Source organism: Arthrobacter sp. YC-RL1, assembly GCF_001454985.1.
GTDB classification, from domain to species: Bacteria; Actinomycetota; Actinomycetes; order Actinomycetales; family Micrococcaceae; genus Glutamicibacter; species Glutamicibacter soli.
This window is the reverse complement of sequence record NZ_CP013297.1, coordinates 3,341,546-3,364,901: the sequence shown is the minus strand read 5'-3', so window position 1 is coordinate 3,364,901 and position 23,356 is coordinate 3,341,546. Positions and strand designations below refer to the sequence as shown.

The window sequence follows — 23,356 nt, the reverse complement described above, 5'->3', positions numbered from 1 at the left end:
GTGTTGGAAGGGCGCATGGGTCGTGTGATGCGATAGATAATGTTTGGTGCACTGTTGGGTTTTGAGGCAACAAGCCTCCTGGCCGCCTGGTCCCTTTGTGGGGTTTGGTGGGTTGGGTGCTTGGTGTTTCGGTGTTTGTCCTGTGTCTGCTGGCATGGTGTCCTGGCTGGTCCTTTTGGGGCTGGTGTGTGGGGTGCTGTGGTTGGGGGTGCGGGGTTGTTGTTTGGGAACTGTATAGTGAACGCGAGCATCTTGCAGACAAGATGAGCTGTGCGTGCCTGTCCTGGGTGTGTGTGGTGTTTGAGTCTTGTTTGTAGTGATTTTGTTGATTGTTTTATAGCTCAATTTTTGAGAACTTTGTTTTGTGTTGAAGTTTTTAAGGGCGCACGGTGGATGCCTTGGCATCAAGAGCCGATGAAGGACGTGGGAATCTGCGATAAGCCTGGTGGAGTCGATAACCGGACGTTGAGGCCAGGATTTCCGAATGGGGGAACCCCGCACCATGTTATGTGGTGTGACCTGCAGCTGAATGTATAGGCTGTGTGGAGGGAACGCGGGGAAGTGAAACATCTCAGTACCCGCAGGAAGAGAAAACAATAGTGATTCCGTTAGTAGTGGCGAGCGAACGCGGATGGGGCTAAATCGGTTGGTGTGTGATAGCGGATAGGCGTTGCATCATCGGGGTTGTGGGGTCCACATGTACCAGTTCTATCTACGCTGGTGGGATGAGGTGCAGGCGTATAGGTGAATCGGTTGGAATGCCGGACCAGAGAGGGTGATAGTCCCGTAGGTGTAATGCGTGTCTGCCGTTCTTGTGTGGATGCCCGAGTAGCACGGGGCCCGTGAAACCTTGTGTGAATCTGCCAGGACCACCTGGTAAGCCTGAATACTACTTGATGACCGATAGTGAATCAGTACCGTGAGGGAATGGTGAAAAGTACCCCGGGAGGGGAGTGAAATAGTACCTGAAACCGTGCGCTTACAATCCGTTAGAGCAGCCACTTGTGGTTGTGATGGCGTGCCTTTTGAAGAATGAGCCTGCGAGTTAGTGTTACGTCGCGAGGTTAACCCGTGGGGGGAAGCCGTAGCGAAAGCGAGTCTGAATAGGGCGATTCAGTGGCGTGATCTAGACCCGAAGCGAAGTGATCTACCCATGGCCAGGTTGAAGCGCGTGTAAGAGCGTGTGGAGGACCGAACCCACTTCAGTTGAAAATGGAGGGGATGAGCTGTGGGTAGGGGTGAAAGGCCAATCAAACTTCGTGATAGCTGGTTCTCCCCGAAATGCATTTAGGTGCAGCGTTGCGTGTTTCTTGCTGGAGGTAGAGCTACTGGATAGGCGATGGGCCCTACAAGGTTACTGACCTTAGCCAAACTCCGAATGCCGGTAAGTCAGAGCGCAGCAGTGAGACTGTGGGGGATAAGCTTCATAGTCGAGAGGGAAACAGCCCAGAACGCCAACTAAGGCCCCTAAGCGTGTGCTAAGTGGGAAAGGATGTGGAGTTGCTGTGACAACCAGGAGGTTGGCTTAGAAGCAGCCACCCTTGAAAGAGTGCGTAATAGCTCACTGGTCAAGTGATTCCGCGCCGATAATGTAGCGGGGCTCAAGCACACCGCCGAAGTTGCGTCATTCAAACATGTCATTGGCCTTTGTGGTCCAGTGGTTTGGATGGGTAGGGGAGCGTCGTGTGGACGGTGAAGTCGCGGTGGAAACCAGCGGTGGAGGCCACACGAGTGAGAATGCAGGCATGAGTAGCGAATGACGGGTGAGAAACCCGTCCGCCGAATGATCAAGGGTTCCAGGGTCAAGCTAATCTGCCCTGGGTTAGTCGGGACCTAAGGCGAGGCCGACAGGCGTAGTCGATGGACAACGGGTTGATATTCCCGTACCGGCGAAGGACCGCCCATACTGAGCAATGGATGCTAACCATGACGGATTCCAGCGTTGATGCCTTTTAGGTGTCTTGTTGGTTGGTGTGGTGGGAACCGATGTTGTGAGGTCAGCGTATTAACAGGTGTGACGCAGGAAGGTAGCCGAGCCAGGCAATGGAATTGACCTGGTCCAAGGGTGTAGGAAGAACGGTAGGCAAATCCGCTGTTCATTGTTTCTGAGACCTGATAGGCGCCCCGTTTGTGGGGTGATTCGGTGATCCTATGCTGCCTAGAAAAGCATCGGCGCGAGGTCCCAGTCCGCCCGTACCCTAAACCGACACAGGTGATCAGGTAGAGAATACTAAGGCGATCGAGAGAATCATGGTTAAGGAACTCGGCAAAATGCCCCCGTAACTTCGGAAGAAGGGGGGCCTGCCCCGTGATGGAGACTTGCTCTCCGGATGCGGGTGTGGGCCGCAGAGACCAGGGGGAAGCGACTGTTTACTAAAAACACAGGTCCGTGCGAAGTCGCAAGACGATGTATACGGACTGACTCCTGCCCGGTGCTGGAAGGTTAAGAGGACCGGTTAGCACACTTGTGTGCGAAGCTGAGAATTTAAGCCCCAGTAAACGGCGGTGGTAACTATAACCATCCTAAGGTAGCGAAATTCCTTGTCGGGTAAGTTCCGACCTGCACGAATGGAGTAACGACTTCCCCGCTGTCTCAACCATGAACTCGGCGAAATTGCAGTACGAGTAAAGATGCTCGTTACGCGCAGCAGGACGGAAAGACCCCGAGACCTTTACTATAGTTTGGTATTGGTGTTCGGTGCAGCTTGTGTAGGATAGGTGGGAGACTGTGAAGCTCGGACGCTAGTTCGGGTGGAGTCATCGTTGAAATACCACTCTGGCTGTACCGGTCACCTAACTTCGGACCATGATCTGGTTCAGGGACAGTGCCTGATGGGTAGTTTAACTGGGGCGGTTGCCTCCTAAAATGTAACGGAGGCGCCCAAAGGTTCCCTCAGCCTGGTTGGCAATCAGGTGTTGAGTGTAAGTGCACAAGGGAGCTTGACTGTGAGAGTGACAGCTCGAGCAGGGACGAAAGTCGGGACTAGTGATCCGGCGGCACCTCGTGGAAGGGCCGTCGCTCAACGGATAAAAGGTACCTCGGGGATAACAGGCTGATCTTGCCCAAGAGTCCATATCGACGGCATGGTTTGGCACCTCGATGTCGGCTCGTCGCATCCTGGGGCTGGAGTAGGTCCCAAGGGTTGGGCTGTTCGCCCATTAAAGCGGTACGCGAGCTGGGTTTAGAACGTCGTGAGACAGTTCGGTCCCTATCCGCTGCGCGCGTTGGAAATTTGAGAAGGGCTGTCCTTAGTACGAGAGGACCGGGACGGACGAACCTCTGGTGTGTCAGTTGTACTGCCAAGTGCATCGCTGATTAGCTACGTTTGGAAGGGATAACCGCTGAAAGCATCTAAGCGGGAAGCCTGCTTCGAGATGAGATTTCCATCCACTTTGTGTGGGTGAGGCCCCCAGCTAGATTACTGGGTTGATAGGCAGGATGTGGAAGCAAGGACCAAAGACTTGTGTAGCTGACCTGTACTAATAGGCCGATGGCTTACAACACACTATCAAAACAGTGTGTCAACAAAATGATATTTTTGATTGTTCGCGTTCACTATGCGGTTACGAGACAACAACCTCGAACCACAAAAAGTAAGAGACTTTGCCAGGACGAATCCACCGGACCACCATGGTTGGTTTGTGTGCTTCGTGATTGTTACGGCGGTCATAGCGTGGGGGAAACGCCCGGTCCCATACCGAACCCGGAAGCTAAGGCCCATTGCGCCGATGGTACTGCACTCGTGAGGGTGTGGGAGAGTAGGTCACCGCCGGACTTAACTTGAGAAGTGGAAGGCTCCAACAGTGTTGGGGCCTTCTGCTGTTTAACCCGGTCGGTGCTTGGGCGCCTGGCCTGGCTGGGTGGCCGGCGGGGGGAGCGGTGGCTCCCCGTTTTTCTGTTTAAGCGGGGGTTTTCGGTGGTGGCGCGGTGCCTTCTGGGCGGTTTGGGGTGCTGTCCTGAGGCCGGCCCCGTGGGGATGGCGTGGGCAAGGGGAGCGCTGCCGGGGCCGCGGCGCGGTGCGGTTGGCTGCGGAGCGGGGAAGAGCCCGGACCACAACAAAACCCCTGGGCAAGAGATGCTGAATATTGACGTCCTAGCAGCATAGGCACGATTCGTCAGGCATGTTCGGGTCGGTAATGCCTACCGATCCAGGAAAAGGTTTTGACTTCCGCCTGAGCACTTGAGAATCCACAGTGAGTCTTTGGCCACTGGAGGAAGAAGTCAACGGGCGCGGGACCGAATGCTGGTCCTTTTCAACTGCTCTCTCTGCGCTCATGAGCAGGCACCTTCAGTTTGGCACCGAACTCGTTGACGAACGTCTCGAAGGGATTGGGCGAAGTTGTCATTACCCGAGGCTGCATCGCTGCTGATAAACGAGGAGTGCCCCGATACCCTTGACAGCGCCAAGGCGATGATCGAGCCGCACGAGGCTTCTGAATCGTTGAAAAACAAGTACTCTAGGGTAGGAGCGGGTGCCAGTTGGCAATAGACCGGTACGGGCGTTTTGCGCGGAGTTCTCCCGCCCGTCCTTGCCTGACGGGTTCACCCGATTGCTGATGCGGGCCTCTGTACAGAAAACGTGGCAGAGAACGTGACGACCAATGGATTGCACTCCATGATGCCGGCCATAGGCTTCGCGACCACGGATTTTTCGATACCCACAGGGCATACTCCTGGATAGAGCAATCGCGAGGAAGCTCCAACCCACGGACACGTATGCGATGGATATTTCCCGAACCGCCAGGGGACCAACATCTGGTGATGGCGCTAGTCCGGCCTCGCGTTTAGCAGCGCCGTGCGAGTTCCGTTGGCGACAAGTTCTCGGCGTACGCGTGCTTCAGCCATTTGCATGGCTTAGTCTCCCTTGAGTCATGCAGTTACTCATGCTGGGACCTGTGTTCCTTGAGTCGATACCTTCATCGTCGTGCCGGCGGCTCGAGGAGCCTCGACCTCGTATCGTGGCAACCGATGCCGGCCAGCCATTTGCGCATTGCGGTGGCGCGGACCTTGCCTCATTTTCCCTAAACGAAGCCTTCGACGATGCCCAGATGGTCGTCGATGGTCTTAGCCTGGCAGAGTATCCAGACCCGGGCGGGACCTCGGCACCCGTTCGATCAGCTGCATAACCGTGTGGCGGAAAGTGCCTGACGATTCACTGACGGAGTGAAATGACAACGCTGTTTCGTCGTAAGCTCTGTAGATTTCTTAGATGCCTCGGCCATGGCTCGTACGGAGCGGCTTCCGTGATCCGATGCGCATTGACGACTGGAATCGTCATCATTGATGGAGGAGCGCTAATGGGCATAGGTGACTTTTCATATGGCTAGTGACGAGAAAGAGATGATTGCGCCACGGTTCGCGACCGCCTGCCGCAGCCTTTCGTCGGCGCTTACTGTCGCTCCTGGCGCTGTCAGATGTAGTGTCTGAACTATGAGCCCGAATGACCAGGAAGTCAGACCACGCATGCGACGTAATAAGAAATTGCTTGATGAGCTCACGGCGAGATTTCCTGCAGGCATGGTATCCGTTAGTGATTCCGTGCTCATGGAAAATTCGAGAGATTTCGGCCAACTGGCAGATGAGCCCATGATGCCACTCGCTGTCGTTTTTCCAACAAAAGTTGGGCAAGTCCAGGAACTAATGCAGCTGGCCAGTGAACACCGGCTCTCGGTGATCAGCCGCGGTGCTGGTACTGGCGTATCGGGCGCCGTCCATGTCACTGATGAAGCTATCATCCTGAATCTCAGCAAGATGAACAGGATCATCGAGATTCGGCCTCAGGACGAAGTCGCGGTCGTCGAGCCCGGCGTGATTAACCATCATTTGAATCTTGCCGTCTCCGAGTTCGGTCTGATGTACGCTCCGGATCCGGCAAGTTACAAGATGTCGACCATCGGTGGAAACATTGCGACGAACGCCGGGGGATTGCGTTGCGCGAAGTACGGTGTCACCCGGGAGTCGGTTCTTGGGCTAGACGTTGTCTTGGCGGACGGGAGCCTAATACATGTTGGAAAGAATACGTTCAAGGGCGTTGCAGGCTATGATCTGACAGCCTTGTTCACAGGTTCCGAAGGAACATTGGGTGTGATCGTTCGCGCGGTGCTACGGCTTCGTTATTTGCCCGTTGACGAACGAGACGTCGCATTAGTTTTCGAGGATCTTGAAGTTGCTGTCGAAGGAGTCCAAAGGATTGCCAAGGCACGTATCCAACCAGCGATTCTGGAGTTGATCGATCACGCAACGATGAAGGTCTTGGACGCACAGTATGGGACAGCTCATGCTGGCAGTGGCGGTGCAATGCTGCTCGTTCGACTAGACGGATATGGTGCAGAGCAAGAAGAAGCGGTTCTTCGTGAAACCTTCAAGAACGACTCCGTACGGCTGAGCGAGAGCGGCGATGAATCTGCAACGGCTCTCATTGAAATGCGTCGCACCAGCCGTGGAGATGCGAGAGACGATGCGTACCGTACTGGTGAAGACGTAGCCGTCCCCAAAAGTCTCATGGTTGAGTACGTTCATCGTGTGCAACAGGCCGCGACGCAAGAACAGGTTCAGTTGAGGCTGATTTCCCACGCCGGTGACGGAAACCTGCATCCGACGTTCTACGTCGACCCCTCGGATGGGCCGAACCCGCTGGAGCGACTGGACTGCGCTGTGCAGGAGTCCGTTCGCATTGCCCTTGAAATGGGAGGCACGATTACAGGCGAGCACGGCGTCGGACTCATCAAGAAAGACTGGCTCCCCTGGGAGCAATCCAGCCAAGTTATCGAATTGCAGCAAAAGATCAAGGGGCTGCTGGATCCAATGAACATATTGAACCCGGGCAAGGCGATATAGCCTGCGACAAGCGCTTCTATTACGACAGATACGTACGATGACAATCGAATCGAAGCCTCGATTATGCGATCTGAGGTAACCGGGTGTAGAGTAAAAACGTTCTTGATTACGGGATATGGCGCAGTTTGGTAGCGCGCGTCGTTCGGGACGACGAGGTCGCAGGTTCAAATCCTGTTATCCCGACCAGAACGCAAGGAGGAATCTTCGGATTCCTCCTTGTTGTTTAACTGAAGCTCACAAATGCAGGCTGAACAGCCAGCGAGTCTTAGATCACTATCGAAAAGCTACTCAGGATGTGCGATATCCAGATTTACTGTGTATAGTTATATCTCGTGCTAAGGCATCCAAAAGATCATTACCTAGGTAATTGATTCTGGCGGAGGCCAAGTCATATTGGGATATGGTGTAATTGGCAACACAACGGTTTCTGGTTCCGTCATTCTAGGTTCGAGTCCTGGTATCCCAGCGCTTCACCGGAGCAATTCGGTGAGCTGAAGGAAACTTCAGCATACGGCCCCATCGTATAGCGGCCTAGTACTCCGCCCTCTCACGGCGGCAACACGGGTTCGAATCCCGTTGGGGTCACAAATCTAAACGCGGAACTTCGGTTCCGCGTTTTTTGTTTAACCAGTTCTTCTTGTCCGTCCGCAGGAAGAGAGTTCTTGACTCCGGGCTAGAGGCCAAAATGTAGGGCTATAGGCCACAAAGTGTGTCTGGCCCGGACAGCCAAGGCCAGACCCCACTATTCACAAGATTCGCCACGCTGGCTTCAGAACCAATGAGAACCGGATAAGGGCTTGGGCCTGTGGTGCGTACAAAGCGGAGTAGCTATGCGTTGGGGCCCGACTAGTTTCTTGGACCCAAAGTTCATGGTCATGCCAAGAGCTTGGGATAAGGAGCTGCGCACTTGGGCCGACAGCAATCGAAAGCAGTATGGCGACGCCCTATGGGGCAACGAATGGTTCCACTAATTGACCGAACATCGATGGCGGCACTACAAGCCGGCCTTGTTTCCCGATGAGGTCAGACTGTATGAAAATCCGAGTGGGTTCCAGGCACGTGCGGTCAGCAAGCCATCGATTCATGGACATCTCCGCTAGTCCGTGCTTATTGGGTGACAAGTCATATGATTCTGGTCTGCGTTGAATTTGACGCCGCGAACGTCAACAGGCGGGCATTGACACTGCTCTCGTCGGACATGTCCAACACAGGGTGCAAGACATCTGCTGTATCAGTGGACCACGGATGCGACTACTAGCCAGGAACCATCCCGGATTGCTGTCGTTGGGTAAGCGGTTTGTTTTAGGAGGGAAGGTCGCCCTAGGGCTTAGTCTCACCGCGGTTGCACGGAAACTTGGCAGCGTCAGATATCAAGACATCGTCGCAACGGATACCAGGAGTGAACCCATACATCGAACCGGGCAGCTATGAAACCCAATGAACTGTAGCTGGCTTCATCAGCTCATGCTGTCGACGGGATAAGGCCCATTGCCATGCTGTCCGTTCTGCCGGTGACCTCCGGCAGCATTCGGAGAGAACACCGCTTACAAGATTTCGACTGGCTGGCCCCGAGCCCGCAGTATCCAGCAAGCAGGGAACCGCGCTCTCCACAGACCGGAGCTCGTGCTGTCACGTTGGTGTGGCGCGGCAGCCTGTCCGGAGAGCAGGCGGCATTGGGTAACTGCTTATCGTGCGCACCGGCCCTCTAATGCCTGTGGCGACAGTCACCCGGAAAAGTAGCCCTACGATTTGTAAGTGCCGAAAAAGGTGTGTATAGTTTTTATCTGTCGCCGAAACAAGGTTCGATGAAATCTGAACCGAATTCGAAGCGAAAATCCCCGAGATTCAAATGATCTAAAAGATTTGTTTTGCAATTTCGGAAACTAACGCTGGACGATATCGCCTCCTGGAATAGGGGTGGCGGAGAACCGGTAAGTGTTTGTTGTTTGAGAACTCAATAGTGTGCCAAGTTTGTTGATACCAAATTATTTTTTGTTTGGTGAATACGAAACATTTTGCTTGGGATGATGCACCCCCGTGTGTTGTTCCGAGTGTTTTTATTCGCCAGGATTTCATCACCACGTGTGGTCCCGTCTTTTTCCGGTGGGGTTGTGGTGGCTTTTTGTTTTTTATGGAGAGTTTGATCCTGGCTCAGGATGAACGCTGGCGGCGTGCTTAACACATGCAAGTCGAACGATGAAGCCCAGCTTGCTGGGTGGATTAGTGGCGAACGGGTGAGTAACACGTGAGTAACCTGCCCCTGACTCTGGGATAAGCCCGGGAAACTGGGTCTAATACCGGATATGACTTTTGACCGCATGGTTGAGGGTGGAAAGATTTATCGGTTGGGGATGGACTCGCGGCCTATCAGCTTGTTGGTGAGGTAATGGCTCACCAAGGCGACGACGGGTAGCCGGCCTGAGAGGGTGACCGGCCACACTGGGACTGAGACACGGCCCAGACTCCTACGGGAGGCAGCAGTGGGGAATATTGCACAATGGGCGCAAGCCTGATGCAGCGACGCCGCGTGAGGGATGACGGCCTTCGGGTTGTAAACCTCTTTCAGTAGGGAAGAAGCGAAAGTGACGGTACCTGCAGAAGAAGCGCCGGCTAACTACGTGCCAGCAGCCGCGGTAATACGTAGGGCGCAAGCGTTATCCGGATTTATTGGGCGTAAAGAGCTCGTAGGCGGTTTGTCGCGTCTATCGTGAAAGTCCGAGGCTCAACCTCGGATCTGCGGTGGGTACGGGCAGACTAGAGTGATGTAGGGGAGACTGGAATTCCTGGTGTAGCGGTGAAATGCGCAGATATCAGGAGGAACACCGATGGCGAAGGCAGGTCTCTGGGCATTTACTGACGCTGAGGAGCGAAAGCATGGGGAGCGAACAGGATTAGATACCCTGGTAGTCCATGCCGTAAACGTTGGGCACTAGGTGTGGGGGACATTCCACGTTTTCCGCGCCGTAGCTAACGCATTAAGTGCCCCGCCTGGGGAGTACGGCCGCAAGGCTAAAACTCAAAGGAATTGACGGGGGCCCGCACAAGCGGCGGAGCATGCGGATTAATTCGATGCAACGCGAAGAACCTTACCAAGGCTTGACATGTTCCAGATCGCCTCAGAGATGGGGTTTCCCTTCGGGGCTGGTTCACAGGTGGTGCATGGTTGTCGTCAGCTCGTGTCGTGAGATGTTGGGTTAAGTCCCGCAACGAGCGCAACCCTCGTTCCATGTTGCCAGCGGGTTATGCCGGGGACTCATGGGAGACTGCCGGGGTCAACTCGGAGGAAGGTGGGGATGACGTCAAATCATCATGCCCCTTATGTCTTGGGCTTCACGCATGCTACAATGGCCGGTACAATGGGTTGCGATACTGTGAGGTGGAGCTAATCCCTAAAAGCCGGTCTCAGTTCGGATTGGGGTCTGCAACTCGACCCCATGAAGTCGGAGTCGCTAGTAATCGCAGATCAGCAACGCTGCGGTGAATACGTTCCCGGGCCTTGTACACACCGCCCGTCAAGTCACGAAAGTTGGTAACACCCGAAGCCGATGGCCTAACCACCTTGTGTGGGGGGAGTCGTCGAAGGTGGGACTGGCGATTGGGACTAAGTCGTAACAAGGTAGCCGTACCGGAAGGTGCGGCTGGATCACCTCCTTTCTAAGGAGCTAACCAGTTTTGGTTGCCCATGTCTGTGCCCGAGTGTGGTGCAGGTGGGTTGCTCGAGGGTGGAATGTCAATGAACTCAACACCGGGAAACGGGTTTTCGAGGGCGATCGTGTGGTTGTTTTCGGGGGTTCGGGTGTTGGCATGGTTTGTGTTGTGTGGCGTGTGTGGTTTAGTACGCAGTGCCGGCCCTCTTGTGGGGTTGGTGGTGTTGGAAGGGCGCATGGGTCGTGTGATGCGATAGATAATGTTTGGTGCACTGTTGGGTTTTGAGGCAACAAGCCTCCTGGCCGCCTGGTCCCTTTGCGGGGTTTGGTGGGTTGGGTGCTTGGTGTTTCGGTGTTTGTCCTGTGTCTGCTGGCATGGTGTCCTGGCTGGTCCTTTTGGGGCTGGTGTGTGGGGTGCTGTGGTTGGGGGTGCGGGGTTGTTGTTTGGGAACTGTATAGTGAACGCGAGCATCTTGCAGACAAGATGAGCCGTGTGCGCCTGTCCTGGGTGTGTGTGGTGTTTGAGTCTTGTTTGTAGTGATTTTGTTGATTGTTTTATAGCTCAATTTTTGAGAACTTTGTTTTGTGTTGAAGTTTTTAAGGGCGCACGGTGGATGCCTTGGCATCAAGAGCCGATGAAGGACGTGGGAATCTGCGATAAGCCTGGTGGAGTCGATAACCGGACGTTGAGGCCAGGATTTCCGAATGGGGGAACCCCGCACCATGTTATGTGGTGTGACCTGCAGCTGAATGTATAGGCTGTGTGGAGGGAACGCGGGGAAGTGAAACATCTCAGTACCCGCAGGAAGAGAAAACAATAGTGATTCCGTTAGTAGTGGCGAGCGAACGCGGATGGGGCTAAACCGGTTGGTGTGTGATAGCGGATAGGCGTTGCATCATCGGGGTTGTGGGGTCCACATGTACCAGTTCTATCTACGCTGGTGGGATGAGGTGCAGGCGTATAGGTGAATCGGTTGGAATGCCGGACCAGAGAGGGTGATAGTCCCGTAGGTGTAATGCGTGTCTGCCGTTCTTGTGTGGATGCCCGAGTAGCACGGGGCCCGTGAAACCTTGTGTGAATCTGCCAGGACCACCTGGTAAGCCTGAATACTACTTGATGACCGATAGTGAATCAGTACCGTGAGGGAATGGTGAAAAGTACCCCGGGAGGGGAGTGAAATAGTACCTGAAACCGTGCGCTTACAATCCGTTAGAGCAGCCACTTGTGGTTGTGATGGCGTGCCTTTTGAAGAATGAGCCTGCGAGTTAGTGTTACGTCGCGAGGTTAACCCGTGGGGGGAAGCCGTAGCGAAAGCGAGTCTGAATAGGGCGATTCAGTGGCGTGATCTAGACCCGAAGCGAAGTGATCTACCCATGGCCAGGTTGAAGCGCGTGTAAGAGCGTGTGGAGGACCGAACCCACTTCAGTTGAAAATGGAGGGGATGAGCTGTGGGTAGGGGTGAAAGGCCAATCAAACTTCGTGATAGCTGGTTCTCCCCGAAATGCATTTAGGTGCAGCGTTGCGTGTTTCTTGCTGGAGGTAGAGCTACTGGATAGGCGATGGGCCCTACAAGGTTACTGACCTTAGCCAAACTCCGAATGCCGGTAAGTTAGAGCGCAGCAGTGAGACTGTGGGGGATAAGCTTCATAGTCGAGAGGGAAACAGCCCAGAACGCCAACTAAGGCCCCTAAGCGTGTGCTAAGTGGGAAAGGATGTGGAGTTGCTGTGACAACCAGGAGGTTGGCTTAGAAGCAGCCACCCTTGAAAGAGTGCGTAATAGCTCACTGGTCAAGTGATTCCGCGCCGATAATGTAGCGGGGCTCAAGCACACCGCCGAAGTTGCGTCATTCAAACATGTCATTGGCCTTTGTGGTCCAGTGGTTTGGATGGGTAGGGGAGCGTCGTGTGGACGGTGAAGTCGCGGTGGAAACCAGCGGTGGAGGCCACACGAGTGAGAATGCAGGCATGAGTAGCGAATGACGGGTGAGAAACCCGTCCGCCGAATGATCAAGGGTTCCAGGGTCAAGCTAATCTGCCCTGGGTTAGTCGGGACCTAAGGCGAGGCCGACAGGCGTAGTCGATGGACAACGGGTTGATATTCCCGTACCGGCGAAGGACCGCCCATACTGAGCAATGGATGCTAACCATGACGGATTCCAGCGTTGATGCCTTTTAGGTGTCTTGTTGGTTGGTGTGGTGGGAACCGATGTTGTGAGGTCAGCGTATTAACAGGTGTGACGCAGGAAGGTAGCCGAGCCAGGCAATGGAATTGACCTGGTCCAAGGGTGTAGGAAGAACGGTAGGCAAATCCGCTGTTCATTGTTTCTGAGACCTGATAGGCGCCCCGTTTGTGGGGTGATTCGGTGATCCTATGCTGCCTAGAAAAGCATCGGCGCGAGGTCCCAGTCCGCCCGTACCCTAAACCGACACAGGTGATCAGGTAGAGAATACTAAGGCGATCGAGAGAATCATGGTTAAGGAACTCGGCAAAATGCCCCCGTAACTTCGGAAGAAGGGGGGCCTGCCCCGTGAACCACCCTTGCGGTGGGGAGGCGGGTGTGGGCCGCAGAGACCAGGGGGAAGCGACTGTTTACTAAAAACACAGGTCCGTGCGAAGTCGCAAGACGATGTATACGGACTGACTCCTGCCCGGTGCTGGAAGGTTAAGAGGACCGGTTAGCACACTTGTGTGCGAAGCTGAGAATTTAAGCCCCAGTAAACGGCGGTGGTAACTATAACCATCCTAAGGTAGCGAAATTCCTTGTCGGGTAAGTTCCGACCTGCACGAATGGAGTAACGACTTCCCCGCTGTCTCAACCATGAACTCGGCGAAATTGCAGTACGAGTAAAGATGCTCGTTACGCGCAGCAGGACGGAAAGACCCCGAGACCTTTACTATAGTTTGGTATTGGTGTTCGGTGCAGCTTGTGTAGGATAGGTGGGAGACTGTGAAGCTCGGACGCTAGTTCGGGTGGAGTCATCGTTGAAATACCACTCTGGCTGTACCGGTCACCTAACTTCGGACCATGATCTGGTTCAGGGACAGTGCCTGATGGGTAGTTTAACTGGGGCGGTTGCCTCCTAAAATGTAACGGAGGCGCCCAAAGGTTCCCTCAGCCTGGTTGGCAATCAGGTGTTGAGTGTAAGTGCACAAGGGAGCTTGACTGTGAGAGTGACAGCTCGAGCAGGGACGAAAGTCGGGACTAGTGATCCGGCGGCACCTCGTGGAAGGGCCGTCGCTCAACGGATAAAAGGTACCTCGGGGATAACAGGCTGATCTTGCCCAAGAGTCCATATCGACGGCATGGTTTGGCACCTCGATGTCGGCTCGTCGCATCCTGGGGCTGGAGTAGGTCCCAAGGGTTGGGCTGTTCGCCCATTAAAGCGGTACGCGAGCTGGGTTTAGAACGTCGTGAGACAGTTCGGTCCCTATCCGCTGCGCGCGTTGGAAATTTGAGAAGGGCTGTCCTTAGTACGAGAGGACCGGGACGGACGAACCTCTGGTGTGTCAGTTGTACTGCCAAGTGCATCGCTGATTAGCTACGTTTGGAAGGGATAACCGCTGAAAGCATCTAAGCGGGAAGCCTGCTTCGAGATGAGATTTCCATCCACTGTGTGTGGGTGAGGCCCCCAGCTAGATTACTGGGTTGATAGGCAGGATGTGGAAGCAAGGACCAAAGACTTGTGTAGCTGACCTGTACTAATAGGCCGATGGCTTACAACACACTATCAAAACAGTGTGTCGACAAAATACGTTTTTCTGATTGTTCGCGTTCACTATGCGGTTACGAGACAACAACCTCGAACCACAAAAAGTAAGAGACTTTGCCAGGACGAATCCACCGGACCACCATGGTTGGTTTGTGTGCTTCGTGATTGTTACGGCGGTCATAGCGTGGGGGAAACGCCCGGTCCCATACCGAACCCGGAAGCTAAGGCCCATTGCGCCGATGGTACTGCACTCGTGAGGGTGTGGGAGAGTAGGTCACCGCCGGACTTAACTTGAGAAGTGGAAGGCTCCAACAGTGTTGGGGTCTTCTGCTGTTTAACCCGGTCGGTGCTTGGGCGCCTGGCCTGGCTGGGTGGCCGGCGGGGGGAGCGGTGGCTCCCCGTTTTTCTGTTTAAGCGGGGGTTTTCGGTGGTGGCGCGGTGCCTTCTGGGCGGTTTGGGGTGCTGTCCTGCGGCCGGCACCGTGGGGATGGCGTGGGCAAGGGGAGCGCTGCCGGGGCCGCGGCGCGGTGCGGTTGGCTGCGGAGCGGGGAAGAGCCCGGACCACAACAAAACCCCTGATTTCGAATCGCTAGTCCTTTCACGGCCTTCGTGCTTGCCGCCATTGGGATGAATGGCTCGCAGCGGCAGTGGTGGTAGCAGACTTCACCCATCCTTGCTTCACTGCGTAGTTGTGCTGGCTTTGCCGTTCCTGGGTACATGGCAAACCATCTGCGCTGCCGCTGGCGCGCACCCACGCCGCTCTCAAGCTCCAATCCAGAGCCGGACCGGCATGGGATTGCCAGGCGCTGTATCGTGGCCGGAGACTGGCGTCTGAGGCCTTCTGGAAGCTTAGATCGCCAGAAAGCATCTATGGCGAAGGCCACGTTGCCGAAAGAGTTCCTCGATTGGCGCGGAGGGCGGAGATCCTGCTATAGTTATGGAGTTGTCGCAATCGCGAATGACACCGTAGTTTTCCCACGGCCAAGCTGTGCGGGTTAGAGTTACGGCGATCATAGCGTGGGGGAAACGCCCGGTCCCATACCGAACCCGGAAGCTAAGACCCACTGCGCCGATGGTACTGCACTCGGGAGGGTGTGGGAGAGTAGGTCATCGCCGGGCACAATGTGCCGAAGGCCCCGAGATATCTCGGGGCCTTCGATGTTTAACAAGTCGATAAGGGTAGTGAGGCTGGGTCAGCAGCCGCCGGAGATGCCGACGATGACCAAGGGCTCGGATCCTCATGGATCCGAGCCCTTGGTCATGCGTCAGAGTCTTTGCGGACTAGCCAAGTCGCAGACCGGTTTCCGTATCGAACAGGTGCACATGCTGCAGCTTCGGTGCGATGTTCAGCCGCTGGCCACGGGCCGGTGGGGTGCGGCCATCGACGCGGACAACGATGGTCTGCGGGCGGCCTGCCAGCTCGGCGGTTGCGTAGACATAGGCATCGGCGCCAAGCTCTTCGACGACGTCGATGGTGATCTCCACACCCTCGCCTTCGCCAACGAACTCGATGTCTTCAGGTCGGATGCCCAGCGTAGTGCCGCCTGCAGCGCCTGGCGCGCTCAGGACGGTATTGCCGAACTCTACTTGGCCATTGCTCGCTTCCAGCTGCACGAGGTTCATGGCTGGCGAACCGATGAAGCCTGCAACGAAGACGTTGCGCGGACGGTCGTACAGTTCGCGGGGAGTCCCGACCTGCTGCAATTCACCGTCCTTGAGCACCGCGACGCGGTCGCCCATGGTCAGCGCCTCGACCTGGTCGTGGGTCACGTACACGGTGGTGACACCCAGGCGGCGGGTGAGCGACGCGATCTGGGTACGGGTCTGGACCCGCAGCTTGGCATCGAGGTTCGACAGCGGTTCATCCATCAGGAAGACCTGGGGGGAGCGCACGATGGCACGGCCCATGGCCACACGCTGGCGCTGGCCACCGGAGAGGGCCTTCGGCTTGCGGTCTAGATACTGCTCCAGATCGAGAAGCTGCGCGGCTCCCTTCACACGGCGGGCTCGTTCGACCTTGTCGACGCCGGCGATTTTCAGGGCGAAGCCCATGTTCTCGGCGACGGTCATGTGCGGGTAGAGCGCGTAGTTCTGGAAGACCATGGCGATGTCGCGGTCCTTCGGCGGAACGTTGGTCACGTCCTTGTCGCCGATGAGGATGCGGCCGGAGTTGACTTCCTCCAGGCCGGCAAGCATGCGCAGGGTGGTTGACTTGCCGCAACCCGAGGGGCCGACCAGAACCAGGAATTCGCCGTCGGCGATCTCCAGGTCGATTCCGTCGACGGATGGCACAAGAGCGCCCGGGTAAATACGGGTGGCCTTATCAAAGGTCACAGTTGCCATAACGACAATCCTTTCACGGGCAGGTACGTGCCCGACGATCCTAAGTGAAAGTGAATTGGGACACCGTTAGTTTCGCATGGAAATCAAACTTTTCAAAAGGTCCGGGATATCGAACGGGGAATCAATACGCTGCGTCGCCGCCGTGTCCCCGCTGCCGACCTTGATTCCGAGGTCGTTTTCGGTCAGCACCTTGAAGCCGTTTTCATCGGTGACGTCGTCTCCGATGAAGAGCACCGACTGGACATCCAGGGTGCGGCGCAGCCAAGCCAGCGCCTCGCCCTTGTGGGCGTTGAGCACCGAGGCTTCAAGCACCGCCTTGCCCGACATCAGCTTGACGCCCTCCAGCTCCTGCAGCGATTCCAGCGCTTCGGCCATGGCCGCCTGCGCGGCCTGAGGGCTGGCCTGGCGGACATGCAGCACGGTGGCCGAGGGCTTGAATTCCAGGTTCACGTTCTCGTGCCTGTCCGCGATCGCCTGAAGCCGGCCGGTCAGGGTGCCCAGCAGCTGCGTCTGGTCGAGGCTGAGCGGCGCGTCGGACCAGCCGTTCGAGAACTGCTCGGGGACCAGCCGTTCGGCCCCGTGGGACCCGATGCGGATGGCCGGCAGCGGCTCCGGGTACACCTCGGCCAGGGACTGCAGATTGCGTCCGGAGATCACCGCGGTGTAAACGCCGGCCATTCGTCCCAGCTGCTCCACCAGCACAGCGGATTCGGGCAGCGGCCTGGCATCCTGCGGCCGGTCGACCAGCGGTGAGAGCGTTCCATCGAAATCGAGCGCGACCAGCACCCGGGGATGGCGGGCGAAATCCTGCAGCGCAGCGGAGAGCTGCGGCGAAAGAGGTGACACGTGCTTAAGCCATCCTTCGGGGGCGGTAGTTTCGGCGGTTTGCGGCAAGTTAGGTGCGGGCAACATTCTCCTTGGCCGGAACGGATTTCGAGTTGATGTCTGCCAGCTCCGACAGGAAACGATCAGACCAGCCGGCCACGTCGAATTCCTCCAGATGGTGGTTCATGCGCTTCATGCGCTTGGCCTGTTCGGCCTCGTCCATGTTGACTGCCTCCATGATCTTGACCTTCATGCCGTCAATGTCATGGGGGTTGACCAGCACCGACTGGGTCAGCTGGTCGGCGGCGCCGGTGAACTCGGAGAGCACCAGCACGCCCCGCCCGTCCTGGTGCGCTGCCACGTATTCCTTGGCGACCAGGTTCATACCGTCGCGCAAGGCAGTGACCAGCAGGACGTCTGCCGCAAGGTACAGGGAAATCATTTCGCGCAGGGGATAGGAATGGTGCAGGTAGCGCAGCGTAGTGTGGCTGAGCGTATCGTGCTGGCCGGTGATCTGGCCGACCATCAGTTCTACCTGATCGCGCAGTTCCATGTACGAACCGACGTTTTCGCGGCTGGGGCTTGCCACTTGGATCAGGCATACCTCGCCGGCGTGGAGCTGTTCGTCCGCCAGCAGCTCGCCGTAGGCCTTGAGCCGGTGGCGGATACCCTTGGTGTAGTCCAGCCTGTCCACGCCGAGCATGATGGTTTTCGGGTTTCCCAATTCATGCCGGATCTGCGCGGCTCGCGCAATGATCTGCGGATCCCGGGACAGCCGCTGGATCTGTTCATAGTCGATGGAGATCGGGTGGGCGTCGGCGCGGCAGATATTTTGCAGGTCGTTGTCCAAGGAAGGGGTCGCCTCACGTCCCTTGGTTTGGTAGTCCGTGAATCGGCGCAGGCTTCGCAGGAAGTTGGTCGCGTCGGTTTCGCGCTGGAAACCGACCAGGTCGGCACCGGCCAAACCCTGCAAAATCTGCTTGCGCCACGGCAGCTGCGCGAACAAGCTCGCGGCGGGGAAGGGAATATGCAGGAAGAAACCGATCTTGAGGTCAGGACGGGCCAAGCGCAGCAGACGCGGCACTAGTTGCAACTGGTAGTCGTGCACCCACACCGTGGCGTTGGGCGCCGCGATCCGCAGCACCGCGTCGGCAAAGCGCTGGTTGATTTTTTGGTATCTGTCCCACCAGGTGCGGTGGTACGACGGCGGAACGATGACGTCGTGGTAGAGCGGCCACAGAGTCGAGTTCGAGAAACCTTCGTAGTAGAGCTCGAGGTCGTCTTCGCTTAGCGGCACCGGCACCAGATGGATACCGTCCTTGTCGAAGCTGTCCAGCTCTTCATCAATTCCGCCGTGCCAGCCAACCCATGCTCCTTCCGAAGCGGACATGACGGGTTCCAGTGCGGTGACCAGTCCTCCGGGTGCGCGCTGGAATCCCTGGGTGCCGTCCGGGTTTGTGACCCGGTCAACCGGCAAGCGATTGGCAACAACGACGAAGTCGGATGTACTAGCCATGTGGCCATCTTGTATCGAGCTACTCACGACAAACTCCTGGCTTAACCTTCAACCTGCAAACCGGCCGTTTAGCGATCCCTGGATTGGTGCGAATCCCTGCCCTGCAAGTTCATTGACTTATGCCTTGAGCCTAGTGAAATATCAGGGTCAACGGAATTATGTTCAGGATTTACTCCGATAGTGACGTAAACAACCACATTGAACTGGTCAAGCACAGTCGTGTATCGAGGCCTGCCTGATGCAACAATTCCACCGGACGCGCTATGTGGCTTAAGACCGGGCTTTGGCGGCAATTTGAGGAGTATATGCGCCTCCTGTGAAGGTGCGGGATTATCAATGAACTAGGTAGACCGGGTCCCGGCATTGGCTAAACTTGATTGCAGATGACAGTATTCCGCTGAGCAAGGAACCATTAAATTTATGTCTACGAATAATCCGCGGCCGTCGAAGGCTGAGCGTACGGCAAGCGCCCGCGAGAAGGCTTCGCAGATGCGCGCCGCACAGGAAGCAGCCGCCAAGCGCAAGTCGCTGTTCGTCAAGCTTGGCGTGCTGGGTGCCGTGATCCTTGTGATCGCCCTGGTAGTTACCCTGATCGTGCAGAACAACAATGCCAAGGTTGCCGATTCCGGCGCCGTTCCTGCGGGCGGCAACGCCGCTGGCGGCATTCTGGTCACTTCCCCGACCACCCTGGGTGAGCGCACCGTGGAGAATGTCGACGTGAAGTCCCTCGAAGTCCCTGCCCAGCAACCGGCAACCCCGGAACCCCGCGACCTGACCGTGGGGAAAAAGGGCGAACCGGTCAATATCACCATGTACGCCGACGTGAATTGCGTCCACTGCGCGGACTTCGAGGCCACCTATGGCCCGCAGATCAACGAGTGGCTGGCGGCCGGCGACATCACCGTGGACTACCGCAACGTCGGATACCTCGACGGCGGCTCGCCGACCAACTTCTCCTCGCGCGGTGCCAATGCGCTGGCCTGCGTTGCCAACGACAACCCGGCAGCGTACATGCCATTCGTGACCGCGATCTGGGGCCACTACCAGCAGGGTGAAATGAAGAACGCCCAGCTGGCCGAGATGGCGATCGCCGCCGGTGCCAGCGACAAGGTCACCAGCTGCATCGAAGACGGCACCTTCCGTCCGTTCGTCCAGTACACGACCGACGTGGCCAAGTACGACGGCGTAAGCGGCACCCCGACCTTGGTGGTCCAGGGCAAGGTCCTGGATCTGGCCAAGGACGATTTCCCGACCGTGGTGAACGCAGCCATCGAGGCGAACAAGAAGTAAATCCGCTCGGGTCGGCGGAGAACGGATGCGGATCGGGTAGAATTCCATATTGATCTCGCGCCAAGACCGGAGGGGAGAAAGCCAGCGACGGCTTTCTCCCCTCCGGCATTTAAAACGGCGACGGGCTCAATTCGCACAGTGGCTGGGTTCTCCGATATTCTTATGCGGTACGCCCCCTTAGCTCAGCTGGCCAGAGCGTCTGTCTTGTAAACTGAAGGTCACCGGTTCGAATCCGGTAGGGGGCTCGAACAAATCCTCGGAGTTCTGCATGAGTGCAGGTCTTCCGGGGATTTTTTGCTGACTGCGGCTTTTCCCGGCTCGCTGGTGCCGGTCCGAACCCGGCAAACGTGCCTAACCACTCGCTGGAAGTTGGATGAAATCGGGCGTGGACCACGTCGTCCTCGGTAAAATTGGACCAAAGGTATTTTCCCGTGCGCGGATCCGCGCGACCGGGGACCACAATTACAAGGAGACCAATCATGGCCGGTGGCCTAGTAGCCCTGCTGGATGATGTAGCCGCGCTGGTCAAGGTCACGGCCGCGTCGCTGGACGACATCGCGCTCGGAGCGGCCAAGGCCAGCACCAAAGCCATGGGCGTGGTGATTGACGACGCTGCGGTCACCCCGCAGTACGTCGACGGAATTTCTCCCAAGCGCGAGCTGCCGATCATCTGGAAGATCGCGGTCGGTTCCATCCGCAACAAGCTGCTGTTCATCCTGCCGGCCATCTTGCTGCTGTCCACTTTCCTTCCCTGGGCGCTCACCCCGATCCTCATGATCGGCGGCGCCTACCTGGTGTTCGAAGGCGCGGAGAAGATCCTCGAGGCCATGGGGCTGATCGGCCATCACGGCGCCGCCGAGGACGGCAAGGTCCGCGACGAAAAGGTGATCATCGGCTCGGCGACGCGCACCGACTTCGTGCTCTCGGCCGAGATCATGGTGATCTCGCTCAACGAGGTGGCCCACGAACCGTTCCTGACCCGGGCGCTGATCCTGGTCGCGGTGGCTTTCCTGATGACCGTCCTGGTGTACGGGGCCGTGGGCCTGATCGTGAAGATGGACGACATTGGCCTGGTGCTGGCCCAGAAGCAGCGCCAGTTCTCGCAGAAGCTCGGCCGCGGCCTGGTCAAGGGCATGCCGATTGTGATGTCGGTGCTGAGCAAGGTCGGCGTGGTCGCGATGCTCTGGGTCGGCGGGCACCTGTTGCTGACCGGCATGGACGAGCTGGGCTGGCACGCGCCTTACGGCTTCGTGCACCACGTCGAGATGCTGGTCCACGACGCCTCCGGTGCCGCCGGGGGCGTGCTGGGGTGGCTGGTCAACACCGCTTTCTCCTGCTTGGCCGGACTGATCATCGGCTCGTTGCTGACAGTCGTCATCCTCGGGATCAAGAAGCTGCTGGGCAAGAACAAGCCGGCCGCGGCGCACTAGCTATTGCCGCCGCGCAGCGTGCGTAGAATTATTGGATCGCCTCCGAAGGCCAAGCTCCTCGGTCCGGCCATTCTGTCCGGATGCCATGGAAAGATCGATGTGTGTTGAGTAGAGAACAGACCAAGCAGGACCCCGCAGGGCGCCACGCCCGCGGTGCGTACTTCACTCCGGAACCCGTCGCACGCTTCATGGCCCAGTGGGCGCTGGGCGAGCACGGGCACCGGGTGCTTGAGCCTTCCTGCGGCGAGGCGCAGTTCCTCGCCGCCGCGCATGACATCGTGGACGACGGCCGCGGCTCGGTGGAGCTGTTCGGCATCGAGCTGCACGAGCCCTCGGTGCAGGCAGCCCGTGCGGTGCTGGACCGGCAGGGTGCCGCCGCGCAGATCACCCACGCGAATTTCTTCCATGTCGCCGGGAGCCATGACATGGACGCGGTGATCGGCAACCCGCCCTATGTGCGCTACCAGCTGCACCGCGGCGAGGATCGGAAGCTCTCCCGTGCCGCGGCCCGCGAAGCCGGCGTCGAACTCAACGAGCTTGCCAGCATCTGGGCGGCCTTCGTGGTGCATGCCACCAGCTTCCTGGCTCCGGGCGCGCGCATGGCCCTGGTGCTGCCGGCCGAGCTGATGTTCGTGAACTATGCGGCCCCGGTGCGCCGGATGCTGCTCGAACGCTTCGAGCGGGTGCACCTGGCGGTCTTCGAAGAACGGCTGTTCGCCGACGCGCAGGAGGAAGTGGTGCTGCTGCTGGCCGAAGGCTACGGCCAGGGCTCCAGCACCGCGCTGCGCCTGCACCAGTTCCGCAACGCCGCGGACCTCGACCGGTTGGGCGAGGGCATCGAGCACACCCCGGCCAGCACCTTAGAGCGCTGGACCGGATCGCTGGTCGGCCTCGAAGCGCAGGGCGTGCTGGAGCAGTCCCTGGCCACGGGCCGTTTCGCGCCGCTGCAGAGCTGGGGCGAGACCTCGCTGGGCGCGGTGACCGGCAACAACAAGTGGTTCACGCTCTCCCCGGCCCAGGTGAGCGAGCTGGGCTTGGCCCCCGAGGACCTGGTGCGCATCTCGCCTCCGGGTTCCCGGCACCTGCGCGGCCTGGAACTGGACAACGAGCAGTGGGAGCGCCTCGGTGCCCATGGCAGCGCCACCTACCTGTTCCGGCCCGCCGCGCAGCCTTCTGCGGCCGGGCACCGGATGGTTGACGCCGGGCAGGTACTGGCGGTGGACAGCGCCTACAAGTGCCGGGTGCGCAGCCCCTGGTGGCGGGTGCCGCTCTTGTCGGTGCCGGACCTGTTCATGACCTACATGAACGCCGACACCCCGCGGCTGACCGCCAACGAAGCCGCGGTGCACCACATCAACTCGATCCACGGCGTCTACCTGGGCGCCGACGTGCGCGGGCTCGGGCGCGAGCTGCTGCCGCTGGCCTCGCTGAATACGCTGAGCATGCTCGGCGCTGAAATGGTGGGACGCTCCTATGGCGGCGGAATCCTGAAGCTCGAGCCGCGCGAAGCGGACCGGCTTCCGGTGCCTTCGGCCCCGGCAGTGGCGGCCCATGCCCCGGCGTTGCGCGAGATCAAGGACCAGGTGCGCGAGCATCTGGCCCACGGCCGCAAGGCCGAAGCCACCGCGCTGGTCGACGGGATTGTCCTTGAACAGCTGCTGGGCCTGGATCCCGCGGCCATCGCCGCGGTGCACCAGGCCCGCGCCGACATGTTGGATCGCCGGAAGGCACGAAGTAAGACGGTGAAAAACTAGA

At 57.9% G+C, this 23,356-nt stretch carries 7 protein-coding genes, 4 tRNA genes and 6 rRNA genes; 14 read left to right on the top strand and 3 right to left on the bottom strand.

Translation table 11 applies throughout. The annotated features are described in order from the left end of the window. Positions 1-366 precede the first annotated feature (366 nt). From ATC04_RS15470 to rrf (ATC04_RS15425), 10 genes are all read left to right on the top strand, one after another. Positions 367-3,505 (top strand): 23S ribosomal RNA (locus ATC04_RS15470). 154 nt (positions 3,506-3,659) lie between these two features. Continuing rightward, a 5S ribosomal RNA gene (gene rrf / locus ATC04_RS15465) occupies positions 3,660-3,776 on the top strand. A 1,655-nt stretch (positions 3,777-5,431) separates the two neighbouring features. After that, the gene (locus ATC04_RS15460; RefSeq protein WP_047118265.1) at positions 5,432-6,838 is read left to right on the top strand and encodes an FAD-linked oxidase C-terminal domain-containing protein; all 1,407 of its coding nucleotides are present in this window, start codon (positions 5,432-5,434) and stop codon (positions 6,836-6,838) included. 109 nt (positions 6,839-6,947) lie between these two features. Further along, positions 6,948-7,024, top strand: a tRNA-Pro gene (locus ATC04_RS15455). A gap of 208 nt (positions 7,025-7,232) precedes the next feature. Continuing rightward, a tRNA-Gln gene (locus tag ATC04_RS15450) sits at positions 7,233-7,304 on the top strand. 46 nt (positions 7,305-7,350) lie between these two features. Next, positions 7,351-7,423: transfer RNA gene (locus tag ATC04_RS15445), tRNA-Glu, on the top strand. A gap of 1,543 nt (positions 7,424-8,966) precedes the next feature. Then, a 16S ribosomal RNA gene (locus ATC04_RS15440) occupies positions 8,967-10,492 on the top strand. Between the two features lie 580 nt (positions 10,493-11,072). Further along, positions 11,073-14,211, top strand: a 23S ribosomal RNA gene (locus ATC04_RS15435). Positions 14,212-14,366: 155 nt separating this feature from the next. Beyond that, a 5S ribosomal RNA gene (rrf, locus tag ATC04_RS15430) occupies positions 14,367-14,483 on the top strand. Positions 14,484-15,199: 716 nt separating this feature from the next. Next, a 5S ribosomal RNA gene (gene rrf, locus ATC04_RS15425) occupies positions 15,200-15,316 on the top strand. The 16S, 23S and 5S rRNA genes sit together here, the layout of an rRNA operon. Positions 15,317-15,478: 162 nt before the next feature. Here the strand turns inward: rrf (ATC04_RS15425) and ugpC are convergent. From ugpC to ATC04_RS15410, 3 genes are all read right to left on the bottom strand, one after another. Beyond that, positions 15,479-16,540, bottom strand: a complete 1,062-nt coding sequence (gene ugpC, locus ATC04_RS15420) for a sn-glycerol-3-phosphate ABC transporter ATP-binding protein UgpC (RefSeq protein ID WP_047118267.1) — start codon at positions 16,538-16,540, stop codon at positions 15,479-15,481. Positions 16,541-16,606: 66 nt separating this feature from the next. Next, complete coding sequence (gene otsB, locus ATC04_RS15415; protein WP_047118576.1) at positions 16,607-17,386, bottom strand: trehalose-phosphatase; 780 nt, start codon at positions 17,384-17,386, stop codon at positions 16,607-16,609. A gap of 49 nt (positions 17,387-17,435) precedes the next feature. After that, positions 17,436-18,881 (bottom strand): trehalose-6-phosphate synthase, encoded by a 1,446-nt coding sequence (locus tag ATC04_RS15410; protein WP_047118268.1) that lies wholly within the window; start codon positions 18,879-18,881, stop codon positions 17,436-17,438. A gap of 420 nt (positions 18,882-19,301) precedes the next feature. Here ATC04_RS15410 and ATC04_RS15405 point away from each other — a divergent pair, with 420 nt between their 5' ends. From ATC04_RS15405 to ATC04_RS15390, 4 genes are all read left to right on the top strand, one after another. After that, positions 19,302-20,171, top strand: coding sequence for a thioredoxin domain-containing protein (locus ATC04_RS15405; RefSeq protein WP_047118269.1), 870 nt, complete (start codon positions 19,302-19,304; stop codon positions 20,169-20,171). Between the two features lie 171 nt (positions 20,172-20,342). Beyond that, positions 20,343-20,416: transfer RNA gene (locus ATC04_RS15400), tRNA-Thr, on the top strand. 234 nt (positions 20,417-20,650) lie between these two features. Beyond that, positions 20,651-21,601 (top strand): DUF808 domain-containing protein, encoded by a 951-nt coding sequence (locus tag ATC04_RS15395; protein ID WP_047118270.1) that lies wholly within the window; start codon positions 20,651-20,653, stop codon positions 21,599-21,601. 104 nt (positions 21,602-21,705) lie between these two features. Continuing rightward, positions 21,706-23,355, top strand: a complete 1,650-nt coding sequence (locus tag ATC04_RS15390) for an N-6 DNA methylase (RefSeq protein ID WP_231736002.1) — start codon at positions 21,706-21,708, stop codon at positions 23,353-23,355. Position 23,356 lies beyond the last annotated feature (1 nt).

Coding starts and splice junctions, on each gene's coding strand:
- ATC04_RS15460 (WP_047118265.1), top strand. CDS start 5,432: ATGAGCCCGAATGACCAGGAAGTCAGACCACGCATGCGACGTAATAAG.
- ugpC (WP_047118267.1), bottom strand. CDS start 16,540: ATGGCAACTGTGACCTTTGATAAGGCCACCCGTATTTACCCGGGCGCT.
- ATC04_RS15410 (WP_047118268.1), bottom strand. CDS start 18,881: ATGGCTAGTACATCCGACTTCGTCGTTGTTGCCAATCGCTTGCCGGTT.
- ATC04_RS15405 (WP_047118269.1), top strand. CDS start 19,302: ATGTCTACGAATAATCCGCGGCCGTCGAAGGCTGAGCGTACGGCAAGC.
- ATC04_RS15395 (WP_047118270.1), top strand. CDS start 20,651: ATGGCCGGTGGCCTAGTAGCCCTGCTGGATGATGTAGCCGCGCTGGTC.